Genomic DNA, 24,781 nt, shown 5'->3' with positions numbered 1-24,781 from the left:
TTATGAATTTATCTGTTCTTTGAATTCTTTTAATTCTTTCAATTTTTTTAACCCGGGTTTCAGTTCAAATTTACTGTTTACATCCACCGCGTATAAAATTTCGGGTTTGCCATTTAAATTAAAATGCCTCTTTAATTCTGCAATAGCCTTGCCATGTTCCAAACCAATTCCGCCACTTAAAAAGAATGGGGTGGAGGAAGGGTAATCTTTTAAAATTTTCCAGTCGAATTCCACACCGTTCCCGCCCTTAAATTCTCCTTTGGTGTCAAAGAGAAAATAATCAACTATACCTTCATAGGCTTTGATCTCCTGAAAATCAAAATCACTACCTACACTAAATACTTTTATGAGCTCTGGCGTATTTCCTCTTTTTTGTAATTCTGTTCGTAATTGTTTGCAAAATGCAGCCGATTCCTCTCCGTGTAGCTGAATTGCATTCAGATTATATGTGGTGACCTTTTCTAATACTATGGAAAGAGTTTCATTAACAAAAACGCCGGTTTTTTTAATTTCAGAAGAAAGTTCGGGTAAGTTCCCATCAAAATATCGGGGAGATTTTTCATAAAAGATAAAGCCCATATAATCCGGTTGAATATCGGCAACCTGAATCATATTCCCAGCCTGCTGCATGCCGCAAACTTTTAAACTTAATCCTGAACTTTGTCCTGAAGCAGGGGTAGTAAGATTCTGTTCTCCCATTTTTAAACTGACTTTTTAAATTGAGTTTCCAGTTCAAAGATAAAATCTGTAGCCGCCTTTCCCGGATCGGTGGTCTTCATAAAATTCTCACCTACAAGAAATCCCTTATAACCATATTCTTTAAGTTCAGATATGGCAATAGTGTTGCTTATCCCACTTTCTGAAACCTTGATGAAATGATCTGGTATTTTAGAAGCCAGATTCTTGGAGTTAGCAATGTCAACTTCAAATGTTTTCAGGTTCCGGTTATTTACACCAATCATATCCACCTTCGCATCCAGGGATTTCTCCAATTCCTGAAGGTCATGAACTTCCAGTAATACGTCAAGTTTCAATTTTTTTGCGAAATCAGCCAATCTATTAAGCTGATTTTTGTCCAGCACTGCAGCGATCAAAAGGATCACATCTGCACCGTATGCTTTTGCTTCTAAAATCTGATATTCATCTATGATAAACTCTTTTCTAAGAATAGGCGTTTTAACCGATGCTCTTGCATACACGAGATCGTCCAGGGATCCGCCAAAATATTTGCAATCTGTTAAAACCGAAATTCCTGAAACTCCTGCGTTTTCATACCCCACAGCCACATCCTGTACATTCAGGTTTTGGTTGATAACAGCTTTTGAAGGAGACCTGCGTTTATGCTCCGCAATTATTCCGCTGGATGAACTTTTTAAGTTTGCCGCCAGGGAAACCGTATCTCTTTCAAAAAGTTTCGAACTTTCTAATTGAGAAACCGGAATTAAGGACTTTTTTAATTCTACTTCCCGATATTTATCTGCTATGATCTTGTCTAAAATATTCATTGCTCTTATTTTATTTTTGGCTCAGCTCCTGTAATTTTCTAAAACTTTCATACGCCTTGCCCGATCTTATAGACTCCCTGGCAGCTTCAAATCCATCTTGTGGACTAAGATTACGAGAGGTGGCAATCGCCATCCCTGCATTGGCACAAACCACGTTTTCCTGGGCAGTAGTACCGTTGCCTTTTAAAATTTCTACCAGAATCTTAGCTGAACTTTCAACGGTTCCTCCACCGGCAATTTCAGTTTGAGTTAATTGAGAAACACCAAAATCTGAAGGTTTTAAAATTCTTTCAGTGTTATTACTTATACTCTTGGTTTCTCCTGTAAGCGAAATTTCATCATAGCCATCAAGAGCGTATAATATGGTATAGTTCTTATTTGTATTCTGGTACAAGTATGCATACATCCTCGCTAGCTCCAGACTAAACACCCCAACCAGTTGATTTTTTGGGAATGCAGGATTCACCATAGGACCCAGCATATTAAAAAAGGTTTTAACCGCCAGGCTTTTTCTAACCGGAGCCACATTTTTCATGGCAGGGTGGAACAAGGGAGCATGAAGAATGCAAATATTCGCTTCTTCGATACATTTTTCAAGAAAATCCTTATCACTGCTAAATTTGATCCCAAGCGTTTCCATTACATTGGAACTACCGCTAATGGAAGATACTCCATAATTTCCGTGTTTTGAAACCTTTACACCTGCCCCGGCTGTAACGAAGGAAGAGGTGGTGGAAATATTAAAAGTATCTTTTCCGTCTCCGCCGGTTCCACAAAGATCAACCGCATCATAAGCAGAGAGATCAACCTTTATACACAATTCCAGTAGTGCATCTCTAAAACCTTCCAGTTCTTCGATGGTAATACTACGCATCATATAAACTGTTAGAAAAGCTGCGATCTGAGTTTCAGAATACCGTCCTTCAGAGATATTGAAAATTACCTGCTTAGCTTCTGTTGCGGTGATGGTTTCATGGCTTATTAGCCTGTTCAGTAATTCTTTCATATAGTCTTTTCGTCAGCTTCCTTTATAGTAGTTTGGGCAGTTTCAGAATGATTTACCCAGTTTTTGATCATTGTTTTTCCGGTTGGTGTTAAAACAGATTCGGGATGGAATTGCACTCCGCGTACGTCAAATTCAGTATGTCTTAGAGACATGATTTCTCCCTTTTCGTCATAACTGGTCGCCTGAAGTTGAGGAGGAAGATCTTTTTTTACCACCCATGAATGGTATCGCCCTACCTGAATGGTTTTATCAAGACCATCAAATAAATATTCATCATCAACAAATATTTCAATATCTGTGGCCACACCGTGGTAAACATCATCAAGATTCAATAATTGTCCTCCAAAAACTTCTCCAATGGCCTGCATACCGAGACAGACTCCCAATATACCTTTTGAAGCTGCATATTCCTGAATAATGGATTTTAAAAGTCCTGCTTCATCCGGGATACCTGGACCGGGTGAGAGTAATATTTTATCGTAATTTTCGACATCTTCGATATCTAACTGATCGTTTCTCTTTACGGTGACCAGGCAATCGAGTTCTTCCAGATAATGAACCAGGTTGTATACGAAAGAATCGTAATTATCTATGACCAGTATTTTCATTTTATCTTTCATTCTAAATTTCTTCAGCTAATTCCAATGCTTTGGTTAAAGCTCCTAATTTGTTATACACTTCCTGTAATTCATTTTCTGCTTTGGATTCAGAAACAATTCCTGCACCTGCCTGATAATGTAATTCGTGATTTTTACTCACAAAAGATCTAATAATGATAGCGTGATTAAAGTTTCCCTCAAAGTCCATAAATCCAATTGCCCCACCATACGCACTTCTGTTTACATTTTCGAATTTTTCGATCAATTGTAAAGCCTTGGGTTTGGGCGCTCCGCTTAAAGTTCCTGCCGGGAAGGTATCAGCAACGATTTGTGGAGTGGCAATATTCTTATTAATCTTTCCGGTAACCTTGCTTACAAGATGTATTACGTGTGAGAAAAACTGGATCTCTTTATAATTTTCTACCACTACATCTTTTCCATTCCGGCTGAGGTCATTACGGGCAAGATCAACCAGCATCACATGTTCAGAATTTTCCTTTTCGTCTGCCGCCAGTTGTTTGGCAATTTCAGCATCTTTTTCATCGTTTCCGGTACGTTTGAAAGTCCCGGCAATAGGATGAATTTCTGCCCGGCCATGATCTACGACTAATTGAGCTTCTGGTGAACTTCCAAAAATTTTAAAATTCCCGTAATCAAAATAAAATAAATAGGGGGAAGGATTTACATTCCTTAGTGCGCGGTATACATTAAATTCATCTCCTTTAAACTTCTGAGAAAATCTTCTGGAAAGAACCATTTGAAAAACGTCTCCCCGATGACAATGCTCTTTGGCAGCATTTACAACTTCTTTATATTCCTTGTCATTCAAATTTGAATAAGGATCCTCTGATCTGGTAAAATTATAGGTCGCGAAATTTTTAACCTTCAGTAACTGCTCAATTTCTTTAAGATTACTTGTCGAATCATAGCTGTGGTCAAAAATATATGCCTCATTTTTGAAATGATTGATGGCAATTATATTTTGATAAACGGCATAATAAATATCAGGAATTTGGAGGTCTTTGTCCTTTCTACGGATTTCTACATTTTCAAAATACCGTACAGAATCATAAGCGATGTAACCAAATATTCCATTATTTATAAATTTAAAATCTGAAGCATCTGTTTGGAATTTCTTAGAGAAATTCTGTATAGCTTCAGGTATGGAAACTGAAGCATCTATGGGTGTATTCACCACAGAACCATCAGGAAGTTTTTCAGTGATTTCTTCTTGTTCTACTTTGAATGAGGCAATAGGATTGCAGCAGATATAGGAGAAACTATTATCACTGGCATGATAATCACTACTTTCCAGAAGCAGGCTGTTGGGATATTTATCCCTGAGTTTTAAATAGATACTCACCGGGGTGATGGTATCTGCAAGGATCTTTTTGTATTGAGTAGTAAGTTTAAACATTCAATTTTGAATTTGTGGAATAAAAAAAGGCTTGTCGTGAGACAAGCCTTTTATATTCTATTTATGGAATGGCGTATCAGCTCACGAGTTTTCACGTAAGTTATTCCACCACCAGTTATTTCTTTTAGTTTTGAACATGAGCTCAAAGATAGAAATCAATTATTTGTAATCAAATAAATTAACTTAAAATAATCCCGGGGAAATTCCCGGGATTATTTAATTAGAATTTCAAAACAATATCCAGTTCAAAATTATCATAGATGGTTTTGTCTCCCAAATTGTCGAAAAAGCTTCCGGAACCATATCGAACATCATATTTAGATCTGTCGATGGTTAGATGGGTTTTAGCTGAATCACCTTCCATCATTACATCGAATGTAATGGGATGAGTTTCCCCTTTAATAGTAAGATCACCAACTATTCCATATTTTCCATTTCCTTTAGCTGCGGCACTTGTAATAACCAATTTAGCTTCAGGGAATTTTTCTATTCCGAAGAAATCTGAAGATTTAAGGTGGCCTTCTAGTTTTTGTCTGTTTTCACCCTTTAGATCGGTAACCTGAATACTGCTCATATCCATCACAAATTCACCGCCTACAATTTTATCATCTTCCATAAGAAAGAAACCTTTTTCGAGGGCAATTGTTCCCTGGTGAGAACCGGTCACTTTTTCACCTGTCCAGGTAACCGTACTGGCTTCAATATTTACTTCTTTCTTAATTTGGCTAAATGCAAGTGTGGTAAACACAACAACGATAGCAACGGCACTTTTTAAAAATCCTTTATTCATGATATTATAATTAAGTTATATTATTTCAATTAAGTCTGATTTTGCTTTTCTTACTTTAGCAAGATCCTGATAGTAGTCCTCTGAACTTCTGAATCCAATTGGAGCAATAACTGCAGTAGTAAGATTTCGTTCTTTTAGACCAAGAATCTCATCAAATTTTTCAGCATCGAAACCTTCCATAGGACAGGTATCTATTTTTAAGTTTGCGGCAGAGGATAATAAATTTCCAAGTGCGATGTAGGCCTGTTTCGCTGCCCAGATTTCCTGTGCCTGTGCAGGTAATTGCAAAACGGTATTTTTTATCATGTCTTCCATCCCTTTCAGGTCTTCACGGGAAATATTACGGGTATTAGCAATGTTATCCAGATAGTTATGTACATAACCTTCAGTCACCTTAGTAAGGTTGGCGAAAACTAATAGGTGGGAAGCATCAGTCACCTGAGTTTGATTCCAGGCTACTGCTTTTAATTTTTCACGGATTTCTTCATTCTCCACCACAATTACTTCGTAAGGTTGTAAACCGTAAGAAGATGCCGTAAGTTGTATGCTTTCTAAAATCTGTTCTAGTTCCTCTTGAGATAACTTTTTAGATGCATCGAATTTTTTGGTCGCATAGCGCCAGTTTAGATCTTCGTTGTAAGTATTTTGAGTTTTAACTTCTGAGTTCATTAAGTTTAATTATTAAAGTTTCTATTTCTTTTTCATTTAGTTTATTAATAAAACTATTCTCGATATTTTCTATAATCGGATCCAGTTCCGAGAGAAGATTTAATCCATCTTCAGTAATTCTAATCTCTACCTTTCTTCGGTTGGAGGGACAGGTAATTCGTTCACTTAAACCCTTTTCTACGAGTTTGTCAACCAATCTGGTGGTATTACTCATTTTACTCACCATACGTTCCTGAATAGTACTGAGATTCGCCGGTTTCCCCTTTTGACCTCGTAGAATTCTAAGCACATTGAATTGCGGAGTGCTTATTCCAAAAGGTTTAATTGCTTCCTGCACTTTTTCACTAATATGATTCGCTGTCACAATTATATTGAGCACCAGTTTCTTTGAAAGGGCTAAATCACTATTTGTTTTTAAAAGTGTTTCTATTTTCATTTGTATAAACAACAATTGTAGGTACAAATATAAGTGAATTTTAGTATATCAGCATTAATCTTTTGTTAAATTGACTGAAGAGCGGCTATAAAATTTCTCAGAGAAAAAATAAACTTATCTTTACATATCAAAACTTTTAAACCTACAAACATGAAAGAGTTATCTCAGCAGGAATGGAAAGAAAAGATGGAAAACGATGAAAAATCTGTTATTCTTGATGTTCGTACCGAGGAAGAAGTAGAAGAGGGGTACATCCCGAATTCGAAAAATATAGATATATATAAAGGACAGGAATTTATAGACGAAGTTGAAAAACTGGATAAATCCAAACATTATTATATATACTGCCGCTCCGGAAAAAGAAGTTCTCAGGCTTGTAGTCTGCTGGATCAAATGGGCTTTAGCGAAACCTATAATTTGAAAGGTGGATTTTCTGAATGGCAGGGAGAATCTGAAACTAAATAGATTACCTAATTATTTAAAATATAAAGCACCATTATTCGATGGTGCTTTATATTTCAAATACTCAAAACATTTTTTTTACGTTAAAAACATAGGAAGGACTATTTAATTAGTCCATTAAATTGATATATTTAACCCCGATTGTCCGCGATTTATACTATGATCATGAATAAAGCATTTTACTTATTATTTATTGGTTTCTTCTTTTTTTCCGCCGCTAATGCTCAGGAATTTAGTTTTGGAATCAAAGGTGGAGCCAATTATGTAATGGGAGGTCAAATAACCGGAAATAGTTCTAACGGACTTTATTTTGATGGTACCGTTGAAGCTGAGTCCCAGGTGGGATTTCATGGAGGTGCCTTTTTCGAAGTAAGATTCGGTAAGTTTTTCCTAAGACCGGAATTCATTTACAGCGCTATGGAAACGGAATTTCCATTCCCAAAAGCTCCTGCAATATATTCTGTTGATAAAATAAGTGTTCCATTACTTTTTGGTTACAATATATGGGGTCCTATAGATATTTATGGAGGTCCTGCTTACCAGAATATTCTGGATGGAACCCTGGAAGGAACTGAACCGCCAAACCAGACAATAATAGCACAAAATACTCCACTGGCTGGTCAAATAGGTGTAAAGGCTGGTTTTGGAAGATTTGAACTGGATCTTAGGTATGATCATTCACTTTCAACTGCAGAATCTCAAGGCCTTGATATAATTAATGCCGACTACGGTATCAACAAAGCAAATTTTGATGATGCCAGGCTTAATCAAATCCTGTTAAGTCTGAGTTTTAAAATATTTGATAGTGCAGCAAATCCGGGTAGACGAAAAGGTGGTTGCTATTTCTAAAAATCCCGAAATAATTAATAAAAAAGCTCCAGATAATGGAGCATTTTTATTTTAGAAAATATCCGATTTTATTCTGAACCATAGTTTTCTCAAAAGAAGGGATAATAGCAGAACCATTACGGTTAATATTGATGCTTTAAAATATTCTCCATAGATCCAGTAGCCGGTTCCGAAAAGAGCGCCGTAGATGGTGAAACAACCCAGGATCGTAGCCAGGATGCCAGATGGAACATTCCATGTTGTTTGAACCTTTGAATTGCTAATATGCCGGGTAATCCTTTTCCATCCCGGGCCTCCGGGCTCTGTTTGTTTATAAAACTTAATCAGCACTTCCTCTTTTTCCGGTCTGGTTAAAAATGTAACTACAAGCCAGGCCACTGTAGTAACCAAAACCACAAGTGGATAAGTTGCCCAGCCAGGTAACACCCCGGTGAGAACGGAATTTGTAATGCTGTCCGTTCCGCCAAAAAGGTAAATTCCTACTCCTGTAAAGTTGAATAATATGGAAATGATGCCCGATACTAACATAGCCGTAATTTCACTCCAGGCATTGATTCTCCACCAGAACCATCGCAATAAGAAAATAAGTCCGGTCCCAGCTCCAAACATAAGAATGAGGTTGAATAACTGTAGAGCATTTTGCAGCACAAGAGCTAAAACAGCACTAATTACCATTAAAATTACAGTACTTATACGACCAACATTTACCAGCTCTTTTTCCGAAGCATCCTTTTTAATATACCTTGAATAAAAATCGTTTACTATATACGATGAGCCCCAGTTTAAATGGGTAGAAATAGTCGACATATAAGCAGCCACCAAGGACGCGATAACCAGACCTAAGAGGCCAGTAGGTAGTTTAGTAAGCATGGCTGAATAGGCAAGATCATGGCCCAATTTATCTGCGCTTACATTAGGAAATGCCTGCTGAATACTGGCGATATCGGGATAGATAACTATGGAAGTCAGTGCTACAATAATCCATGGCCAGGGTCTTAAGGCATAGTGAAGCACATTAAAGAAAAATGTTGCTCCCATGGCATGGTTTTCATTTTTAGCTGCCAGCATTCGCTGGGCTACATAACCACCTCCACCAGGCTCGGCTCCGGGATACCACGCGCTCCACCACTGTACGGCCAGGGGAATTATTAGTAAAGTTATGAGAGCTTCTGTATTACTAAAATCCGGGATCAGGTCCAGTTTCCCGCTTACATTTTCATGAGTTAATAAATTATGGAGGCCTCCAATTTCCGGAAGATTTACACAGTAATATGCTGCACCAACTCCGCCAATAATAGCGGTAAAAAATAAGATGAAATCAGTATAAACAACTCCTTTAAAACCACCAAGGGTACTAAATACCACGGTCACAATTCCAGCAAGAGCAATAGTTTCTAAAGCAGAAAGGCCTAACATCACCTGACCTATTTTAATCGCAGCAAGAGTTACGGCTGCCATGGCAAGAACATTAAATATTACTCCCAGATATATAGCCCTGAATGCCCGAAGAAATTTTGCCGGTTTACCTCCATACCTTAATTCATAGAATTCTATATCTGTATTCACATTTGACTTGCGCCAGAGCTTGGCATATATAAAAACGGTTAGCAGACCCGTTAATAAAAAGGCCCACCATACCCAGTTTCCCGAAACTCCGTTGGTTCGAACAATATCTGTTACCAGGTTAGGAGTGTCTGTAGAAAAAGTAGTGGCAACCATAGAAACTCCCAGTAACCACCAGGGCATGGTTCTTCCTGAAAGAAAATATTCAGAAGAACTTTTTCCAGACCTTTTAGAAACATAAAAGCCTATTCCAAGAGTAAGAGCAAAAAATGAAAAGATTAGAATGTAATCTATAGTGGCAAGTTGGATCATGCGTATACTTTCAATTTATTAGGTTACAATAACGCTAATATTATTGAAAAAGTTAAAATAATTATTGAGGTGAAATCCGGAATAAAAGTGACAAACGAAATAAGGAGATTAAAGGGAATCTCTGGTAACTTTTAAGCGCTTTAGATGATTCATTTTAACGGGAGCAAGTTCAGTTTGGCCGTATTGGGTATAAAACCGGTGCTGTTCCATAAATTCAATTTGAATTTTTAACCATTCAAGTTGGGTAATTTCCGGCTTGAAATGTTTTAACTCATTAAAAAGCTTTTTGGCATAGTGGTTATACTTATCGGTTCCAAGGTAAAACAGGTCTGCATCTGCAATTATTTGCTGGGATATGTTATTTGCATCCTGAGGAATTTTGGTTGCGAGTATCATTTCACAAACAAACTCAATAACATCCTGAGGAAACTGAAGTTGTTCCAAATCTTTGGTGGCAAGACGGCAACTATTCTCTTCGTGATTATCCTTGCTTATTATAAAGCCGGAATCATGATATAAAGCTGCGATTTTAATAAGGATAGTATCTTTATTATTCAGTGAATTTAACTCAGCCAGGAATTCTACATTTTCAACTACTTCCATGGTGTGTTTCACATCATGGTAAGTAAGGTGGGGTGGAAGTTCACTTTCCAGGCGAGCTAGCACATTATCCCTGATTTTATGAAATTCCCGGTTGTTCATTTGTAAACGAAAGGATTTTTTTCTGCAGGGAAAGTAAAAGATACATGAGTTTTAAGGCTGATTTACAGCAATATACTTTAAAAATTTAATTTACGGTCTTTAATATATAAATAGGATGACAGGATATCCCTATTCTTAAGGTGATTAAATTCTATATGCCTTTAGCTTTTAAAGGGAATCAAGAAAACCAGAGTTCGGTTTCTTCTTCATGTGGCACCTCGTTGGTTTGCGTTAATGGGATCCTGGATAAGTTCTTTTTTGAATTAATATATCTATTTACAATTCTATCAGCATAACTGGATGTTTTTGCCGGAATAAGATAATTGGTGAATTCTTCCGGGTGGTTCATTTCGTCCATGGGGCCTATATACCCATATCCGGCGTATTTCCCTTTATTTAAATAAATAAAGGATCTTTCACCTTTAGTCCGGCCTTTTTCCAGTAATAAACAGGAATCATCGTAATGACCAATAAATTCATGGGCTTTCGCTACTCTCGAATTATATTCCTCCACAGAGATCTTTTCTTCACAAACCCCACTACATTCCATGATTTTATAATGATCACAAGCATTTACCTGTGCCTGAAGGCCACAGTACTTTGGACACAACTCAAATTTTATACATAATTCTTCCATAAATTTGATCGCTTCTTCTCTGGTATAGAATTTCATCCAGCTTACAGGCGCAATTTTATTTTTATGTAGTGCGAATACTTCAATGCCTTTTTGATTATGATATGAAGTAAGGGTATATGGTCTGGAAACCTTCTTTTGAGCTTTGTTGTATTTAGGATAGAACTTAAGAATAAGTTCGGCTTCGCGTAATAGTGCCAGAAATTCGCTTCCGGTAAGCTCAAAATCAATACTATGAGTTTGTTGCATTAACTCATATTTTCGATTGCTTTTTTCCTGAAAATGAGATTTGATCCTGGTTTTTATATTTTTTGCTTTCCCTATATACAGAGGAACTCCGTCCTTATCTTTAAAAAAGTAAACTCCGGTTGCAGTAGGGAGTTTATCGAAATCTGAATTTTTAAAATTCGGAGGTAAATAATCGGCACCACTTTTTCTTTTCAAATACTCGTCGATAACCTCTCCGTTTTCATCCAGCGACAAACATCTTTTTAAAAGGATCACGGTAGCTTCACAATCTCCTTCAGCACGATGCCGGTCATAGAGAGGAATATTTATGGAAGTACAGATGTTGCCTAAACTATAGGAGAATAAGCCCGGGATAAGCTTTTTGGTTAGTCTAACGGTGCATATTCGCTTTCGTTTAAATTCCATTCCAATGGCAGCAAATTCAGCTCTTAAAATATTATAGTCAAAATTTACATTGTGGGCCACGAAAATGCAATCCCTGGTAATTTTTAATACCTCGTCTGCAATTTCAGAAAAAGCGGGAGCAGAACTAACCATATCATCATTGATCCCGGTTAGACTTTCAATATAAAGGGGTATTGACTGACTTGGATTGACCAGGGAAGTAAACTTTTCTTCAACCTCACCATTGTTAAGAATTATAACACAAATTTCAGTAATTCGGTTGCCTTTAATGCCATTGCCCGTTGTCTCGATATCGACTACTGCGAATTTCAAATCCTTCATACCGCGCAAATTACTACAAAACCTCTAAAATGAAAAGGAAAAAATCCTAATTGATGGAAAATTTCCGAAATTAAGCTATTCAGGGAAATTGAAGCTTATCGATTAATACAGGTTCAAGACTTGTTTTATGAAAATCACCTGGCCCTTAAATTTTTTTTAAAAAGTCCTTAAAACTGTTCAAAAGAAAAGTTAAGGATTTTAATGAAATAAAATAAGTTTTTATATTGAACGGAATTGAAATAGAGATGACCTTTTTTGCACCAAATTTGAACTGGAATGCTGGGCAACGGTGCTTTTAAATGGTTTAAATGCACGGTTGAACTTTATTTGCAAGATTGAATTTTTTAGAATTAATTGGTTAACAATGAAACAGTCCTGTCCCCTACAACAGGGCTGTTTCATTTTTAGGAGGTACGTATTCTGCAATTTTCACTTCCTCCTAAATAATTTATTAGAGATTACTTCAGTGCAATAATTCTCTCTAAGAAGGAATTTACGGGAGAAAATATAATTTATTTCCTCTAATTCTTTGATGGCGATAATAAAAATTATTTCCTGATCTGCTTTTAAGAGCAATTTAGTTTTGTCTTGTAAAGACCTACCTACCATCAGCTTCTTATATAAGAAAATACGAACAGTTCTTAATTCAGACCGATGTAAATCAGACTTATTAATTGGTATAAATCCATTCGTAACCAGGAATAATTTTTTTTCCGAATTAAGAAATAATTGCTAAATCTTTAACAAGGATTTGAGGGATGTAACTCATTCATTGCGATAACTTTAAATGAACTAATTTCTCAAAAATGAAGAAGGATAAAGATAATGCCAAAGACAAGGATTTAAAGAAAAACTTATCTGAGGCAGAGGGCCAAACCATGACTACTAATCAGGGTTTAAAAGTAAATGATACTAATAATTCTCTAAAAGCAGGAGAGCGGGGAGCAACGCTTTTAGAGGATTTTATATTAAGGGAAAAGATCACCCATTTTGACCATGAAAGAATTCCGGAGCGAATTGTCCACGCCAGAGGGAGTGCTGCTCATGGTATTTTCGAATTATATGAAAGTCAGGAGAAATATACTAAAGCCGGTATTTTTACAGATACCAGTAGAAAAACTCCGGTTTTTGCCAGATTCTCCACGGTGGCTGGATCCAAAGGTTCTGCAGATTTGGCCCGGGATGTAAGGGGCTTTGCCGTGAAATTTTATACTGAAGAAGGTGTGTTTGATCTTGTGGGAAACAATATGCCCATTTTCTTTATTCAGGATGCTATGAAGTTTCCAGATCTTATTCACGCGGTTAAACCTGAGCCTCATCGCGAAATTCCCCAGGCAGCCTCAGCGCACGATACCTTTTACGATTTTATATCGCGAACACCGGAAACTATGCATAATCATATCTGGGTTATGAGTGATCGTGCTATTCCACGAAGTTTAAGAATGATGGAAGGATTTGGAATTCATACCTTCAGATTAATTAATAAAGAAGGAAAATCTCATTTCGTTAAATTTCACTGGAAACCTTTGCTGGGGGTAAAATCTGTAACCTGGGATGAGGCAGTGAAACTTCATGGTGCCGATAGTGATTTTCATCGAAGGGACTTGTGGGATGCGATAGATTCTGGGCAGTTTCCGGAATGGGAATTAGGACTGCAAATAGTTCCTGAAGAAGATGAACATAAATTTGAATTTGACCTCTTAGATCCTACCAAACTTATCCCGGAAGAATTGGTGCCGGTACAGCGTATAGGAAAAATGACCCTTAATCGTAACCCGGATAACTTCTTTGCAGAAACTGAACAGGTTGCCTTCCATTCGGGGCATATAGTTCCCGGGATAGATTTTAGTAATGACCCATTGCTGCAGGGAAGACTATTTTCGTATACAGACACTCAACTTTCCAGGTTGGGGAGTCCTAATTTTCATGAGATTCCAATTAACCGACCAATTAATCCCGTGCATAATAATCAGCGGGATGGTCATATGAGGATGACTATAAATAAAGGGAATACAGCATATTTTCCTAATTCGATGGGCGGAGGATGTCCACATTTGGCAAAAATGGCCGATGGAGGTTTTACCAGTTATGAAGAAAGGATAGACGCCAATAAGGTGAGAGCACGTAGTGAAAGTTTTAACGACCATTTTTCCCAACCGGGAATTTTTTACAGAAGTTTAGAAGATTGGGGAAAAAATCATGTTGCAGATGCTTACTCGTTTGAACTGGGTAAATGTACCCAGGACCATATTAAGGAGCGTATGTTGTGGCTTATTGAAAAAATAGATAAAGATCTGGCGAAAAAGGTTGCAGATAATCTGGGATTGAAGATTCCTTCAAAAATTGAAAAACCGGTAAACCAGGCTATTGGAGCAGATGATGACGGTACTAAGAATGAACCTAAGGAAAGAAAGGACTACCTTGATAAATCTGAGGCACTAAGTCAAACTCACATTAAAACCGATAGTATTGCGACTAGAAAAATTGCCTTTTTGGTAAGTGATGGCTTTAATGCAGAAAAGGCTACTGCTATGAAAGAAGAGCTCGAAAAGAAAAATGCAATCGTAAATCTGGTTGCCCCTCATGGAGGAACGGTACAAGCTTCAGATGATAAAAAGCATAAAGTTGATGCCGCTATAATGACTACGGAAAGTGTCGCTTTTGATGCGATCTATATCCCGGGGGGAGCTAAAAGTGTAAAAGCTTTGAAAAAAGAAGCAAAGGCAAAGAAATTTATAAACGAAGCTTTAAAACATTGTAAGGCCATCGCTGTGGATACTGAAGCTGAGGAATTATTTGATGAAACCTATGGAAAAGATTTCAAAGATGATGAGGCGGTTTGCATCAATAAAAAACCTGCAGATTTTATAAAAGCTATCGCTATGCACCGAAATTGGAAAAGAGAGGATCAGGCAAAAATGATCCCGGCCTAATTTACTTTCAGGTACAAGTTTTATTAAAAATAGATCCCGCTTAATTTAGGCGGGATTTTCTTTAGCTAATGCTAATTTCTCTGTGAAAGAAACCCAACAATAGAGGACTTTATTCAGAAGTAATTTTCAACTTCATTAGTTCATTAACGATCACTTTCGCCGCGGCAAGACTCCCTTTTTTAGAAGGATGAAATTGATCTGCACCATAATAATCAAAATCGCCGGTTGTTTCAAAATGTTCTTTCCAAATCTCGCCTACCGGGAATAGGATGGCTGCATGAGCTTTTGAAGCTTCGCGGTAATTTTTTATCACTCCTTCAAAAGTATGGAAATACTCCCGGGATGGCCATACCATGAAATAACCCAATTTACAGTTATTCAATTTACAAAGGTCACTAAATTTCTTTCCGTATTCCAACAGGATCTTTCTTCCATAAGCCTGGGAAGACGGGCCTTGTTGCACAATTACAAGGTCATAATTATTGTTCGATATTAGTTTTTGAACTTTAGCGTCCTTCCAGTGGTCAATTAACGCATAATTGGGGTAAGCGAGTGTTTCTACCTGAATAGCCATTCCCTTTTCTGCGGCGGATTTTTTAACAAGTTTAGGCAAGTCATTGGTATAGGTTAAACTGTTTCCAACAAAAAGAATTTTAAAATCCGGGTCTACTATGGTAAAGGAAATGCAGATTAAATAAATGGATAAAACCAGGATGTATTTTAAGGTTTTCATGGTCTGTCTGGTTTACGGTAATTGGATTAATTAAATTTCAATTCTGTACTGGATATCTGTAGCCCGGCCTGGGATGTGCAAAAATTAACTTGTATTATAAATCTTCGTTTGTAAAAAGAGATCAGGTTAAATCTAAAATATTAATGTGGTAAAAAGTTCAGAATCCTTAATTTTTCAATTTAAAGTCAGGAATTCGTCTTGGTTTAGGGAAGTTGTTTGGTAATGTACTGGGTATCTCTGCCTCAGGGAATATTTCTAGAATAGATATATCTAATTTTAAAGAGGAATGAAGAATTTCCCACCTGGCTGCTAACAAATTGATAATTTTTTTTTCAATTCAACTAAAAATAGGAACTTCCCCAGGCATAAAAGAAAACTTATATTAAATGGCTTCAGGATTTTTCGCATTATTAGATGATATAGCAGCACTTATGGACGATGTTGCGGTAATGGGCAAGGTTGCCGGTAAAAAGACCGCAGGGATTCTTGGAGACGATCTGGCCGTAAATGCCGAAAAGGCATCAGGGTTTTTATCCTCCAGAGAGATTCCCGTTTTATGGGCAATTACCAAGGGGTCTTTTCTTAATAAATTGATCATACTTCCCATAGCCTTTCTTCTAAGTGCTTATTTGCCCACAGCAGTAACCGTCATTCTTGTAATTGGAGGTTTATATCTGGCTTACGAGGGAGCTGAAAAGATCTATGAATACTTATTCCCTCATAAGCATCATTCCGAAATTCAGGATTTAGAAGATCTCTCTAAAGAAGAAGTACTGGCCCATGAAAAGGAAAAGATAAAATCGGCAATTCTTACAGATTTTATTTTGTCCGTAGAAATTGTAATAATTGCTTTGGGTACAGTTACCGGTGAGCCTATAGTCACCCAAATCATGGTGGTCTCATTGATCGCCTTGGTTGCTACCGTTGGAGTTTATGGGATAGTTGCCCTAATTGTTCGTATGGATGAATTTGGCGCGAAACTCATTGATTTAAACGACAGGGATGATAGTTTCTCAGATAAAGTTGGAAAACTTCTTGTGAATGCATTGCCATGGGTTATTAAAAGTCTTGGGATTATTGGAACGATAGCTTTACTCCTAGTTGCCGGAGGAATTTTTACACATAATATCCATTTTCTTCATGGCATCCTCGAAAATATCCCTGCTATTATGGTGGAGTTTTTAATTGGCCTTATAGTCGGGATTGTAGTGCTACTGCTGGTTGCTTTAGGGAAGAAAGTTTGGAAAGCTGTTTCTAAAAAATAATAAAATCCTTCGTTTCCTTTTTTGAGATTCAAGCCTTATCTGCAATTCTTATAACAAAAGGCCCTAGATCGTATTAAAGGTCCAGACCGGGCCTATGGCTTTTGCTCCTTTATCATCTTTAGCGACAACTTGCCAGAAATAAGTGGTATTTAGTTCAAGTTCTACATCTAATGAAGTTTGAATCAGATTTTCCTTGATTAAAGATGGAGGATTGTCAGTGCCAAAGTAAAGATCGTATTTTATTGAGTCACCATCAGCATCCTGACTTTCCCATCCCAGAGAAACAGAAAATTCATTTATGCTGGAGTTATTTACAGGAGTTTCTGAATGTGGGGTCTGTGGAATGGAATTATAAGCAAGGTTAGGTTCGGTATAAAATGAACGGGTTTCATCATAGCCACTTTTTTTCTTTTTTTCATCCATGGCTAAAACTCTCCAGTAATAGGTCGAACCCTTGTCTAAATCCAGAGTTGCTTTAGTTGTGTCAACCTCCCGTTGAGCAAAGAGATCATTAAAATTTTCGTCTTTTGAAACCTCTAAATAATAGCTCACATTATTTCCTTCAGGATCTGTAGAAGTTTCCCATTCAAAGGATAGAGGGGAATAAGAACAGGCCAAAGCATTTTCCGGAGATATTAGCCTGGGAGCTGAAGGTGCTTTGTTACTGGGGCCTTTAGATCCTTCTACAGCTTCTCCAGAACATGCCGTAATACCAAGACCCAGTATTATATAAACGAATCGAAAAATTATTTTCATTTTTTAATCAATTTAAGGGAATGTAGTTTTCCTAATTGCACCTGTACATAATATATCCCGGTAGGAAAAGCTGAGGTGTCTATTCTTAATTTTTGGTCGTTATCCGGCTTTAATTTTTCTGAAAAGACCAGTTGACTTGAACTGGTATAAACTTGAACAAATACAAGATCATTAATTGAACCTGGAATCACTATTAACGCTTCCTCATCAACCGGATTCGAAACCAGATGCACATTCGCCAGGCTTACCAGAAATTCCAGATTCCCTTCACAAATTTTGGAAGATTTTACGACTACCCGGTCTCCGTCATGTATGGAGATGTCGAAATTCGAATTATGATAAATGCCGGATTCAATTCCATTTACTCTAACATGAAAAGGTCCGCTTCCGTCCTTTACTTTAACTGTCATTGTTTTGTTGTCTATTTTGCTGTCAGCCTCAAAGGTTCGACCCGGTTTAATTTCAAATTCAAAGCACTTTTCTGTATGAGGTTGATCTTTTACGCTCATGCAAGCTGTATAATTTCCCGGGGAGAGCATTTCAAAGCTTAAGCCCAGGTTAAAGTCATGCTCCTCTCCATTTAAATTAACAATATAATTATGCTCTTCAAGCACATTAATCCTAAAATGGCCGTTGTTTTTGCCTTTGCAGGTTTCATCTCTCGTTGATAAAGAAAAGTTGTCCTCAGGCAGAATTATAATTGGACAACCCTTTTCATTAACAGGTTGCCCCGCCGGAGTGTTGGGACATAGATCACTAAAATCCAAAACTCCGTCACCATCCTGATCACGATCTTCAATTTGTCCAATAAAATCATCTACTATATTGGAATATCGGCTTATCGCCAGCCGCGTCCAGCTAAAGCCATGTGCGAGATAAACTCCTTTTCCAACCGTATGATATACATTAAGCACATCGTTTTCATCGAAAAAGGCAACACTTGGATGCATTTGACCATCAAGACGGAACCTGCTCTCATAGTCTCCAAATTGATTGAACACCATTACCAGTTGCCTATGTCTTACATTAAGTAAAACCTTATTGTTCTTTACCATAAGTGTAGGGTAGGACTCTCCATCGAAGTAATCTTTATCAAACTGCTTGTGGCTTAGCAACTCAAGCTCTGGTGAATAAACTCTTATCGAATAATCTTTTAAAAAACTGAATATTTTGTCATTATCCAGAATAGCCATCCTGCCTACGACATCTCCTGTAGGAATATACTTATAATCATTTTCTGGGCTTAACTTATGAATTTTGCCTTCATAACTTTCATACAAGGTGGAGGTTATAAGAAGGTTTCCTTCTTTGTCAATAACATGCTGATAGCTAATTTTACCAGCTCCAAGAAATAGTGATCGTTCCCAGGTGTGTATTTCATTTTTATAGAAATGTATGGTCTTTTCGTCTTCAGAAATTTCATATCTGTAATGATCACCATTCATAGCTTCGAAGGTTAAATCGGGTTCCTTCCATAAATGAAAATTTTCTTCTACAACCTCCTGATTCAGGTATTCCAGCTTAGAATTAAAACGAATTACTTTTTTCTTATATGGAGCCCTGGAGCCTCCCTTTAAAAGATTATTAGGACCGTAGAATTCTCTGCAGGAAACAAGAATATCACTATTGGTATCCTGAATCATGTGGTAATAATAATGCCCTGAGGTGCCTTCACCATTATAATTAAATTCTGCGGTAAGATTTTGATTCTCAAATTTCCTAACATAATAATTCTGTTCAGAAACAAAATCTGACCCTTCATACTTTGAAGAAATTGTGGTTCCTACTAAAAATGTATTTCCATTGATAGAGTGGAGGTCCTGTGGTTGAAAAAATACTTCGGTTGGAGTAACCCTTATCGACTCCAGCAGGTTCAAATCAAGGTCGTACTTGTGCAAATCGCCAGATAATGTTCGAACCAGAATTTCTCCGTCTGCAATTTTTCCCATATTTCCTGTTACCGCTTCAATCCTCTTTTTGAATAGAAGGTCCCCATTATTGGCATATTTTTCTAGAGTTAGGAATGGTTCATTAACTACATCAGAATTTGGCTGAGTGTTACTTAATAGGATAATTTCATTTTTGTCATTTACAAATGCGTCTAAAATATATTTATCGGTTATACCTTCATCTTCAACGTAGAAATTGATTTGATTAGCAGGGGAAATGGATAAGATAATATTCCCGGGATGCTGTTTTTGAGCCTCATTTATAAACTTTCCACCTCCCACGTAAATATAATTTCCATCACGATCAATAAAAGAACTGGTAGTTTTCTCAAAAAGAGTGTTACTTATTTCGGAAATTTGATCTACGTTTAGGTCTAAAAATTCCTCTTTATATTCAGTTTTATTGAATTTCACATAATATAAAAGTTCCTGCTGGTTTATATACTTTAAGCTAAATCCCTTATAGTGCTCCCCGGAATAGGATAAATGCGAAAATGGCCCATTGGCTTGAAATTCTTCAGAAGGTATTCCCTCCGGAGATATTCTAAAAAAGTTTTGGGGAAGATGTAAGTCACCATTCTCCGGTTTCTCCCGATATGTAAAGTTGAGGTAGCCGTCATCATCAATAAAATAATAATATTGATTCACGTTGAGAGTATGACTCTCCAGGGATTCGGGTGATTTGTATTCCCAAAGCTTTTCACCGGAAGGGCTAAATCTTACAATTATATAGTTGGCCTCGGATCCCCCGATATAATTCTTTGAAATCACCCAGATATGATCATCTTTATCTAACAGGAGATTCATAGGATAATCATAACTAACACCGTCCCAGGACAACTGGTTGCTCCAGTTCTCCTCCAGGTTCTCATTAAGACTGATGATCTTAACATCAGCAAATGAAAAATCTCTTTCTGTATATCCAGCAACTATTAAATTTCCACGGCTGTCTTTTTCTGAAAAAAATATTGCATCCCGGCTGGTGTGGTCATTACTTCCATAGGTTATACGTTCGGTTGGGACTAAAGGATCGGGCATTTCCTGGGCTGTGGCCAAAAATGGAAAAAGGATAACACAAAGGAGTATCCTTGAAAACAATGTATTCATTTAAACCGGGGATGATTGAAGTGTTAAATATATAAAAAATATTTAATGCCCCTGTTTCATCCAGCCAACTGAAAAGGTACCCAATCCTACAAGCTCCGTTCTTCTAAAATGGTATAATTGGAATTTTTCGTGGTTAATCCCTTTGGTCAAGTGAAAAGTTCACGGCAGTAATATTTTTATTGAGGCATCTGCTTACTTTCAGTTTTCAGCCATCTGTCCCAAAAGGTAAAATACAGACCATAATTTGTATTAAATTCTGAATGATGAAAATGATGATGAGTCGCACCTATAAACTGCTGGCCAATAATACTGTTTCTAAACTTTCTGGGATAGATCTCAATATCTAAATGATTCACAACGCTGCTAATGGTCATTAGGATAAGGTAGAACATGATGACATATAGATGAACGGGAAGAAATATTAAAACCGCCGGAATGATAATGGCCATTATCAGAGCTTCCCATGGATGAAAGGAAAATGCGGTCCAGGGAGTGGGAGTAAGGCTGTCATGATGCACTTTATGAACATATTTATAGATCGCAGGAAGGTGCATCCATCGGTGAATCCAGTAATAATAAGTTTCATGGATAAGTAGGATCAACAACAAGCTGAAGGGTATATAAAATATATCAGATAGGCCAACACTTATATAAATGCCTGTTAAGCCTTGCTCATACATATAATATATAAGCGTCCCGGCAACGGCGAAAATCGCAGAAGAAATGATACTCCATTTGATTTCATTTTTAATCTGCCGGTTTTTAGGCTTTCGCTTGCTTAACTTTTTTGAAAGGTGTCTTTGCTTATTCTTTATGTAGTAATAGTAGTAAAAGATTCCCGCGGCCAGAAAGTAGCGGAATACGATAAGCAGAAAAAATACACCCGTATAAAAAATAAAAAATCTCAGCAAATCTGTTAGAATATCCATATTATGCCCGGGGGTTAAACCCGAAAATTTGTTGCAGAATAAAGTTAGGTTTTTGCTTTTATAAGCTGAGAAATCCAGGATTAAAGCTTTCTTAAATTCTGATTGTAAATTGGATACATGCATCCTGATCCTTGAGAAGCTAAAGGATTCTCCAAAAAAAAATCCCGCTCCTTGGAGAACGGGATTAAAATGTTATTTGCTGCCTATTCCTCTTTCTTATCTTTTTTCTTTGAGGCATCATCCTTTTTCTTCTTGATCTCGGCATTCTCATCTTTTGCAATTCCTTCGGCATGTGGAATTGGATGTTTCCCTTGTTGCTTGTCGTAATTTGGTGTTTCCATAAGATAGTATGTTTTAAAATTATTATTTTCTAGCTTAAGGAAAAGGTTTTTGAAGGTCGATAAGAAAATATCTAACAGTGTTTAACAATCAAGTGTTAACTGGTTTTTAAATTTCGAGTTGAGCCTGGTAATATGTTTCTTTTCCCTTCGTGTAAAATTGGAAGTGCAGCCAACATATATAGAATTGTCCCCTTTCTGTAAATGCAGCTATTCTTTCTTGTCCCTACAACCCTGGCGTCTCAAACGAAAAAATCCCACTTAAACACCAATGTGTTTAGCGGGATTTTCCTGTTTTAATCCGCAGCATCGCTGCGCTTGATAGTGGAGTCGGAGGCTATCGAACTTATTTAGTTTTAATTTTACTCAACTGTTATGGTTACTTGATAAATGCCTGGTATTGTTGATAAACTTAAACTTATTATCATTTGATTATATAGTAATTATATGTAATATTGTCACCGATCTTGTCACCTTATATTGTCACCGGATCGGTAAAAGATAATCCAATGACCAGCACTTTTTATCTCAAAGAACCCAAGTCAAAAAAGGAATCATTAATTTACTTTTCTTGCTATTTTAAAGAGGAAGGAAAAAAGTTTGTGTACTCCACAGGCGAAAGAATTTTACCAGCTCATTGGGATCAGGAAGGACGCATTCCAAGAACTAAAGGGAAAAATAAAGCAGCTAATAGGGGAATTATTAAAGGTCAATTAGATCGGTATTCAAGGATTTTTAATGAAATCCGAAACCGTTGTATCTCCATGCAAGTAGATTTCACGTCGAGGCTTCTAAAAAAGGAATTTGATGAGCAATTCAAAAAGGCGCCAGGGGGGAAGAACATTTTTTTCGATGCCTATGATGAATTTATGGATCAAAAGATAAAGAATCAGGAGTGGAAGCCTTCCACTGAGAAGCGATATAAGAATATTAAGAATATCCTTAAAGAATTTGAAAAGGATAGAAAGTACAAACTGACCTTTAATGCGATTAATAGTAAATTTCACGCTGAATTTACAGATTATTGTATGGGTGAAAAGCAACATGTAAATAATACATACTCTAGGAACTTTGGACTTTTCAAGACTTTCATGTTGTGGGCATTTAAAAATGGGTATACTTACAATGAAGAATTTAGAGAAATGCAAAAGGTTCCAAAGGTCATCATTCCGCAAGTAGCATTGCAGAAAACTGATCTTGAAAAGCTAATGCAGCATGACTTCAAAAATGATCGTCTAGAAAGAGTGAGAGACGTGTTTGTTTTTGCTTGTATAACTGGACTCAGATTTGGAGAATTAAGCTTGGTTTCCAAAACCAGTGTTAAAGATGATCTTCTACATTTAAAAGAGGAGAAAGGAGCTGAAAAGGAGGTAAGAACCATTCCTTTAAATGATTTAGCACTCTATCTACTCAGAAAATACGAATATAAACTACCACTTATTGCAAATCAAAAACAAAATGAGTACATCAAAGAAGTTTTTGAAAAAGCAGGATATACTCATGAAGTTGAAAGAATCGTTATTCGAGGAAAACAGGTAGAAAGAATTCCTGTTCTATTTAAGGATAGAGTTAGCACCCATACGGCAAGAAGGACTTTTATTACAATGCTGAAAAGAGACGGGAAAAGTGATAAGCTTATTTCGAAAATTACGGGACATAAAGACCTAAAAACCTTAAACCAGTATTATCAGGTTGATGATGACGCTAAGAAAGAAGCCGTAGCAGAAACTTTTAAAATAAATTTCAATACCGTAAAGAAAGCTGAATAAATGATTGATGAAATATTCTTTACTCTTACTGAGTATAAACGAAACTATGAAAAAATTAAGAATGATTTCGTAAATGCCTACGAAGATAACGACGAAGATGAGTTCATTTCTTTGCAAACTGAATGGTATCAGAAGTGTCTGGAAACTGCGAAGATTGATCGAGGCTTTGCAGGTGATACCATAGGGTGGTTTCCAAAAAGCTTATTGAATGGCGATGGTGTAATTTGGAAGGTATATGAGAAAATTAGGAAAGAGAATGGAGAAATAGACCGAATGGTCGCACAAAATCTTTGTATTAGTTTTGGTAAAATACTGAAATTTTTAAAGACTCGAGAAACAGAAGCTATTTCTGAAAAAGATATAAAAACTACTGCAGCTCAATGGGCACTGTATTATTATTTTTTACAGGAAAATAAAATTATGCCTCCTTTTCATGAAAAAACAAGTGAAATTAAAGCTTTGGCCAAGGAATATAAAATTGGCTGGAAAAATTTCGAAATGAAATATAATGCCATTAATAATAGTAGAGGTTTAGAAGGCTATTCTAACAAAGATATCCAGGCTGTTTTAATATTGTTAAAAAATGATTATCCCTCCCTGATACCTCAATTTGAAAAGATGGTATTTCATTCCACCTAAATTTCGTATACCCTATACGTAGTATATATAAAGTACATTCCAGTACTGTTTTTTGAAAATTTGTAAAAATAATTTTTAAAAACACAGTATTATGAAATTAGTATTTGATGTTGAACCACTTCAACAAATTAGTAAAAAGCTTGACGAGCTGAACCAGAAAATTGATCGATTAGAAAATCTAAATCAAAAGATTAATAAGAGATCAATTAAGGAATTGGCTAGTCATTGTGGGGTTGCAGAACTTACTGTTCGCAACTGGATCACCGATGGTAAAATTAAAGCCAAGCGTCTTGGCCGTAGAATCTTTATCGAGGAAGAAGAATTTCAGAAAGCTCTTTCTGAAGTAAAATCAATTAAGTATAAAAGAAATTAATCATCCTGCATTTATTGGATGTAATGGATTAGGAAAGAAACTTAATCAACGTCTTTTATATGCTCATCAAT

23 protein-coding genes are annotated in these 24,781 nt (G+C 36.6%); 7 read left to right on the top strand and 16 right to left on the bottom strand.

Going from position 1 to position 24,781, the window contains the following annotated elements; genetic code table 11:
• The 8 genes from ACNKXV_RS02615 to ACNKXV_RS02580 all read right to left on the bottom strand — a co-directional run bounded on the left by ACNKXV_RS02615 (window position 1) and on the right by ACNKXV_RS02580 (window position 6,422).
• The gene (locus tag ACNKXV_RS02615; protein ID WP_417906142.1) at window positions 1-699 is read right to left on the bottom strand and encodes a phosphoribosylanthranilate isomerase; all 699 of its coding nucleotides are present in this window, start codon (window positions 697-699) and stop codon (window positions 1-3) included.
• A 2-nt stretch (window positions 700-701) separates the two neighbouring features.
• On the bottom strand, window positions 702-1,505 hold the full coding sequence (gene trpC, locus ACNKXV_RS02610) for an indole-3-glycerol phosphate synthase TrpC (protein WP_417906141.1): 804 nt from the start codon (window positions 1,503-1,505) through the stop codon (window positions 702-704).
• 10 nt (window positions 1,506-1,515) lie between these two features.
• The gene (gene trpD / locus ACNKXV_RS02605) at window positions 1,516-2,511 is read right to left on the bottom strand and encodes an anthranilate phosphoribosyltransferase (protein ID WP_417906140.1); all 996 of its coding nucleotides are present in this window, start codon (window positions 2,509-2,511) and stop codon (window positions 1,516-1,518) included.
• Window positions 2,508-3,131 carry an anthranilate synthase component II gene (locus ACNKXV_RS02600; RefSeq protein ID WP_417906139.1) on the bottom strand — a complete coding sequence of 208 codons (624 nt, stop codon included), beginning with the start codon at window positions 3,129-3,131 and terminating at the stop codon, window positions 2,508-2,510. The genes trpD and ACNKXV_RS02600 overlap by 4 nt, the downstream gene beginning before the upstream one ends.
• A gap of 1 nt (window position 3,132) precedes the next feature.
• Window positions 3,133-4,527 (bottom strand): anthranilate synthase component I family protein, encoded by a 1,395-nt coding sequence (locus ACNKXV_RS02595; RefSeq protein WP_417906138.1) that lies wholly within the window; start codon window positions 4,525-4,527, stop codon window positions 3,133-3,135.
• A 220-nt stretch (window positions 4,528-4,747) separates the two neighbouring features.
• The gene (locus ACNKXV_RS02590; RefSeq protein WP_417906137.1) at window positions 4,748-5,317 is read right to left on the bottom strand and encodes a YceI family protein; all 570 of its coding nucleotides are present in this window, start codon (window positions 5,315-5,317) and stop codon (window positions 4,748-4,750) included.
• A gap of 15 nt (window positions 5,318-5,332) precedes the next feature.
• On the bottom strand, window positions 5,333-5,986 hold the full coding sequence (locus tag ACNKXV_RS02585) for an NAD(P)H-dependent oxidoreductase (RefSeq protein ID WP_417906136.1): 654 nt from the start codon (window positions 5,984-5,986) through the stop codon (window positions 5,333-5,335).
• Window positions 5,970-6,422, bottom strand: a complete 453-nt coding sequence (locus ACNKXV_RS02580; protein WP_417906135.1) for a MarR family winged helix-turn-helix transcriptional regulator — start codon at window positions 6,420-6,422, stop codon at window positions 5,970-5,972. Before ACNKXV_RS02580 ends, ACNKXV_RS02585 begins: the two co-directional genes overlap by 17 nt.
• 150 nt (window positions 6,423-6,572) lie before the next feature.
• On the opposite strand from ACNKXV_RS02580, the gene ACNKXV_RS02575 reads away from it, so the two are divergent.
• Window positions 6,573-6,887: a rhodanese-like domain-containing protein gene (locus ACNKXV_RS02575; RefSeq protein WP_417906134.1), complete on the top strand. Its 315-nt coding sequence runs from the start codon at window positions 6,573-6,575 to the stop codon at window positions 6,885-6,887.
• A 162-nt stretch (window positions 6,888-7,049) separates the two neighbouring features.
• Complete coding sequence (locus ACNKXV_RS02570; protein WP_417906133.1) at window positions 7,050-7,733, top strand: porin family protein; 684 nt, start codon at window positions 7,050-7,052, stop codon at window positions 7,731-7,733.
• Between the two features lie 51 nt (window positions 7,734-7,784).
• Here the strand turns inward: ACNKXV_RS02570 and ACNKXV_RS02565 are convergent, their stop codons facing one another.
• The 3 genes from ACNKXV_RS02565 to ACNKXV_RS02555 form a co-directional block, all read right to left on the bottom strand.
• Window positions 7,785-9,608: a sodium:solute symporter family protein gene (locus ACNKXV_RS02565; protein WP_417906132.1), complete on the bottom strand. Its 1,824-nt coding sequence runs from the start codon at window positions 9,606-9,608 to the stop codon at window positions 7,785-7,787.
• Window positions 9,609-9,716: 108 nt separating this feature from the next.
• On the bottom strand, window positions 9,717-10,310 hold the full coding sequence (locus ACNKXV_RS02560; RefSeq protein WP_417906131.1) for an HD domain-containing protein: 594 nt from the start codon (window positions 10,308-10,310) through the stop codon (window positions 9,717-9,719).
• A gap of 178 nt (window positions 10,311-10,488) precedes the next feature.
• Window positions 10,489-11,919 (bottom strand): exonuclease domain-containing protein, encoded by a 1,431-nt coding sequence (locus ACNKXV_RS02555; protein WP_417906130.1) that lies wholly within the window; start codon window positions 11,917-11,919, stop codon window positions 10,489-10,491.
• A gap of 806 nt (window positions 11,920-12,725) precedes the next feature.
• On the opposite strand from ACNKXV_RS02555, the gene ACNKXV_RS02550 reads away from it, so the two are divergent.
• On the top strand, window positions 12,726-14,852 hold the full coding sequence (locus ACNKXV_RS02550) for a catalase (RefSeq protein ID WP_417906129.1): 2,127 nt from the start codon (window positions 12,726-12,728) through the stop codon (window positions 14,850-14,852).
• Between the two features lie 109 nt (window positions 14,853-14,961).
• Here the strand turns inward: ACNKXV_RS02550 and ACNKXV_RS02545 are convergent, their stop codons facing one another.
• A complete protein-coding gene (locus tag ACNKXV_RS02545; protein WP_417906128.1) occupies window positions 14,962-15,585 on the bottom strand; it encodes an SGNH/GDSL hydrolase family protein in 624 nt (207 codons plus the stop codon).
• A 386-nt stretch (window positions 15,586-15,971) separates the two neighbouring features.
• Here ACNKXV_RS02545 and ACNKXV_RS02540 point away from each other — a divergent pair, with 386 nt between their 5' ends.
• Complete coding sequence (locus ACNKXV_RS02540) at window positions 15,972-16,850, top strand: DUF808 domain-containing protein (RefSeq protein WP_417906127.1); 879 nt, start codon at window positions 15,972-15,974, stop codon at window positions 16,848-16,850.
• 63 nt (window positions 16,851-16,913) lie between these two features.
• On the opposite strand, the gene ACNKXV_RS02535 is transcribed toward ACNKXV_RS02540, so the two are convergent.
• The 4 genes from ACNKXV_RS02535 to ACNKXV_RS02520 form a co-directional block, all read right to left on the bottom strand.
• Complete coding sequence (locus ACNKXV_RS02535) at window positions 16,914-17,606, bottom strand: fibronectin type III domain-containing protein (RefSeq protein WP_417906126.1); 693 nt, start codon at window positions 17,604-17,606, stop codon at window positions 16,914-16,916.
• A complete protein-coding gene (locus tag ACNKXV_RS02530; RefSeq protein WP_417906125.1) occupies window positions 17,603-20,662 on the bottom strand; it encodes a T9SS type A sorting domain-containing protein in 3,060 nt (1,019 codons plus the stop codon). Before ACNKXV_RS02530 ends, ACNKXV_RS02535 begins: the two co-directional genes overlap by 4 nt.
• A gap of 176 nt (window positions 20,663-20,838) precedes the next feature.
• Window positions 20,839-21,591 (bottom strand): sterol desaturase family protein, encoded by a 753-nt coding sequence (locus tag ACNKXV_RS02525; protein WP_417906124.1) that lies wholly within the window; start codon window positions 21,589-21,591, stop codon window positions 20,839-20,841.
• A gap of 203 nt (window positions 21,592-21,794) precedes the next feature.
• Entirely contained in the window at window positions 21,795-21,932 is a 138-nt protein-coding gene (locus tag ACNKXV_RS02520) for a hypothetical protein (RefSeq protein WP_417906123.1), read from the bottom strand.
• 761 nt (window positions 21,933-22,693) lie between these two features.
• On the opposite strand from ACNKXV_RS02520, the gene ACNKXV_RS02515 reads away from it, so the two are divergent.
• The 3 genes from ACNKXV_RS02515 (at window position 22,694) to ACNKXV_RS02505 (ending at window position 24,710) form a co-directional block, all read left to right on the top strand.
• Complete coding sequence (locus tag ACNKXV_RS02515) at window positions 22,694-23,698, top strand: tyrosine-type recombinase/integrase (RefSeq protein WP_417906122.1); 1,005 nt, start codon at window positions 22,694-22,696, stop codon at window positions 23,696-23,698.
• Window positions 23,699-24,337 carry a hypothetical protein gene (locus ACNKXV_RS02510; protein ID WP_417906121.1) on the top strand — a complete coding sequence of 213 codons (639 nt, stop codon included), beginning with the start codon at window positions 23,699-23,701 and terminating at the stop codon, window positions 24,335-24,337. It begins immediately after the preceding gene.
• 91 nt (window positions 24,338-24,428) lie between these two features.
• Window positions 24,429-24,710: a helix-turn-helix domain-containing protein gene (locus tag ACNKXV_RS02505; RefSeq protein WP_417906120.1), complete on the top strand. Its 282-nt coding sequence runs from the start codon at window positions 24,429-24,431 to the stop codon at window positions 24,708-24,710.
• The last annotated feature ends 71 nt before the right edge of the window (window positions 24,711-24,781 follow it).

The organism is Christiangramia aquimixticola, assembly GCF_048285835.1.
GTDB lineage: Bacteria > Bacteroidota > Bacteroidia > Flavobacteriales > Flavobacteriaceae > Christiangramia > Christiangramia aquimixticola.
Note: the sequence above shows the minus strand (reverse complement) of the source record. Positions and strands in the feature narration are given on the sequence as shown.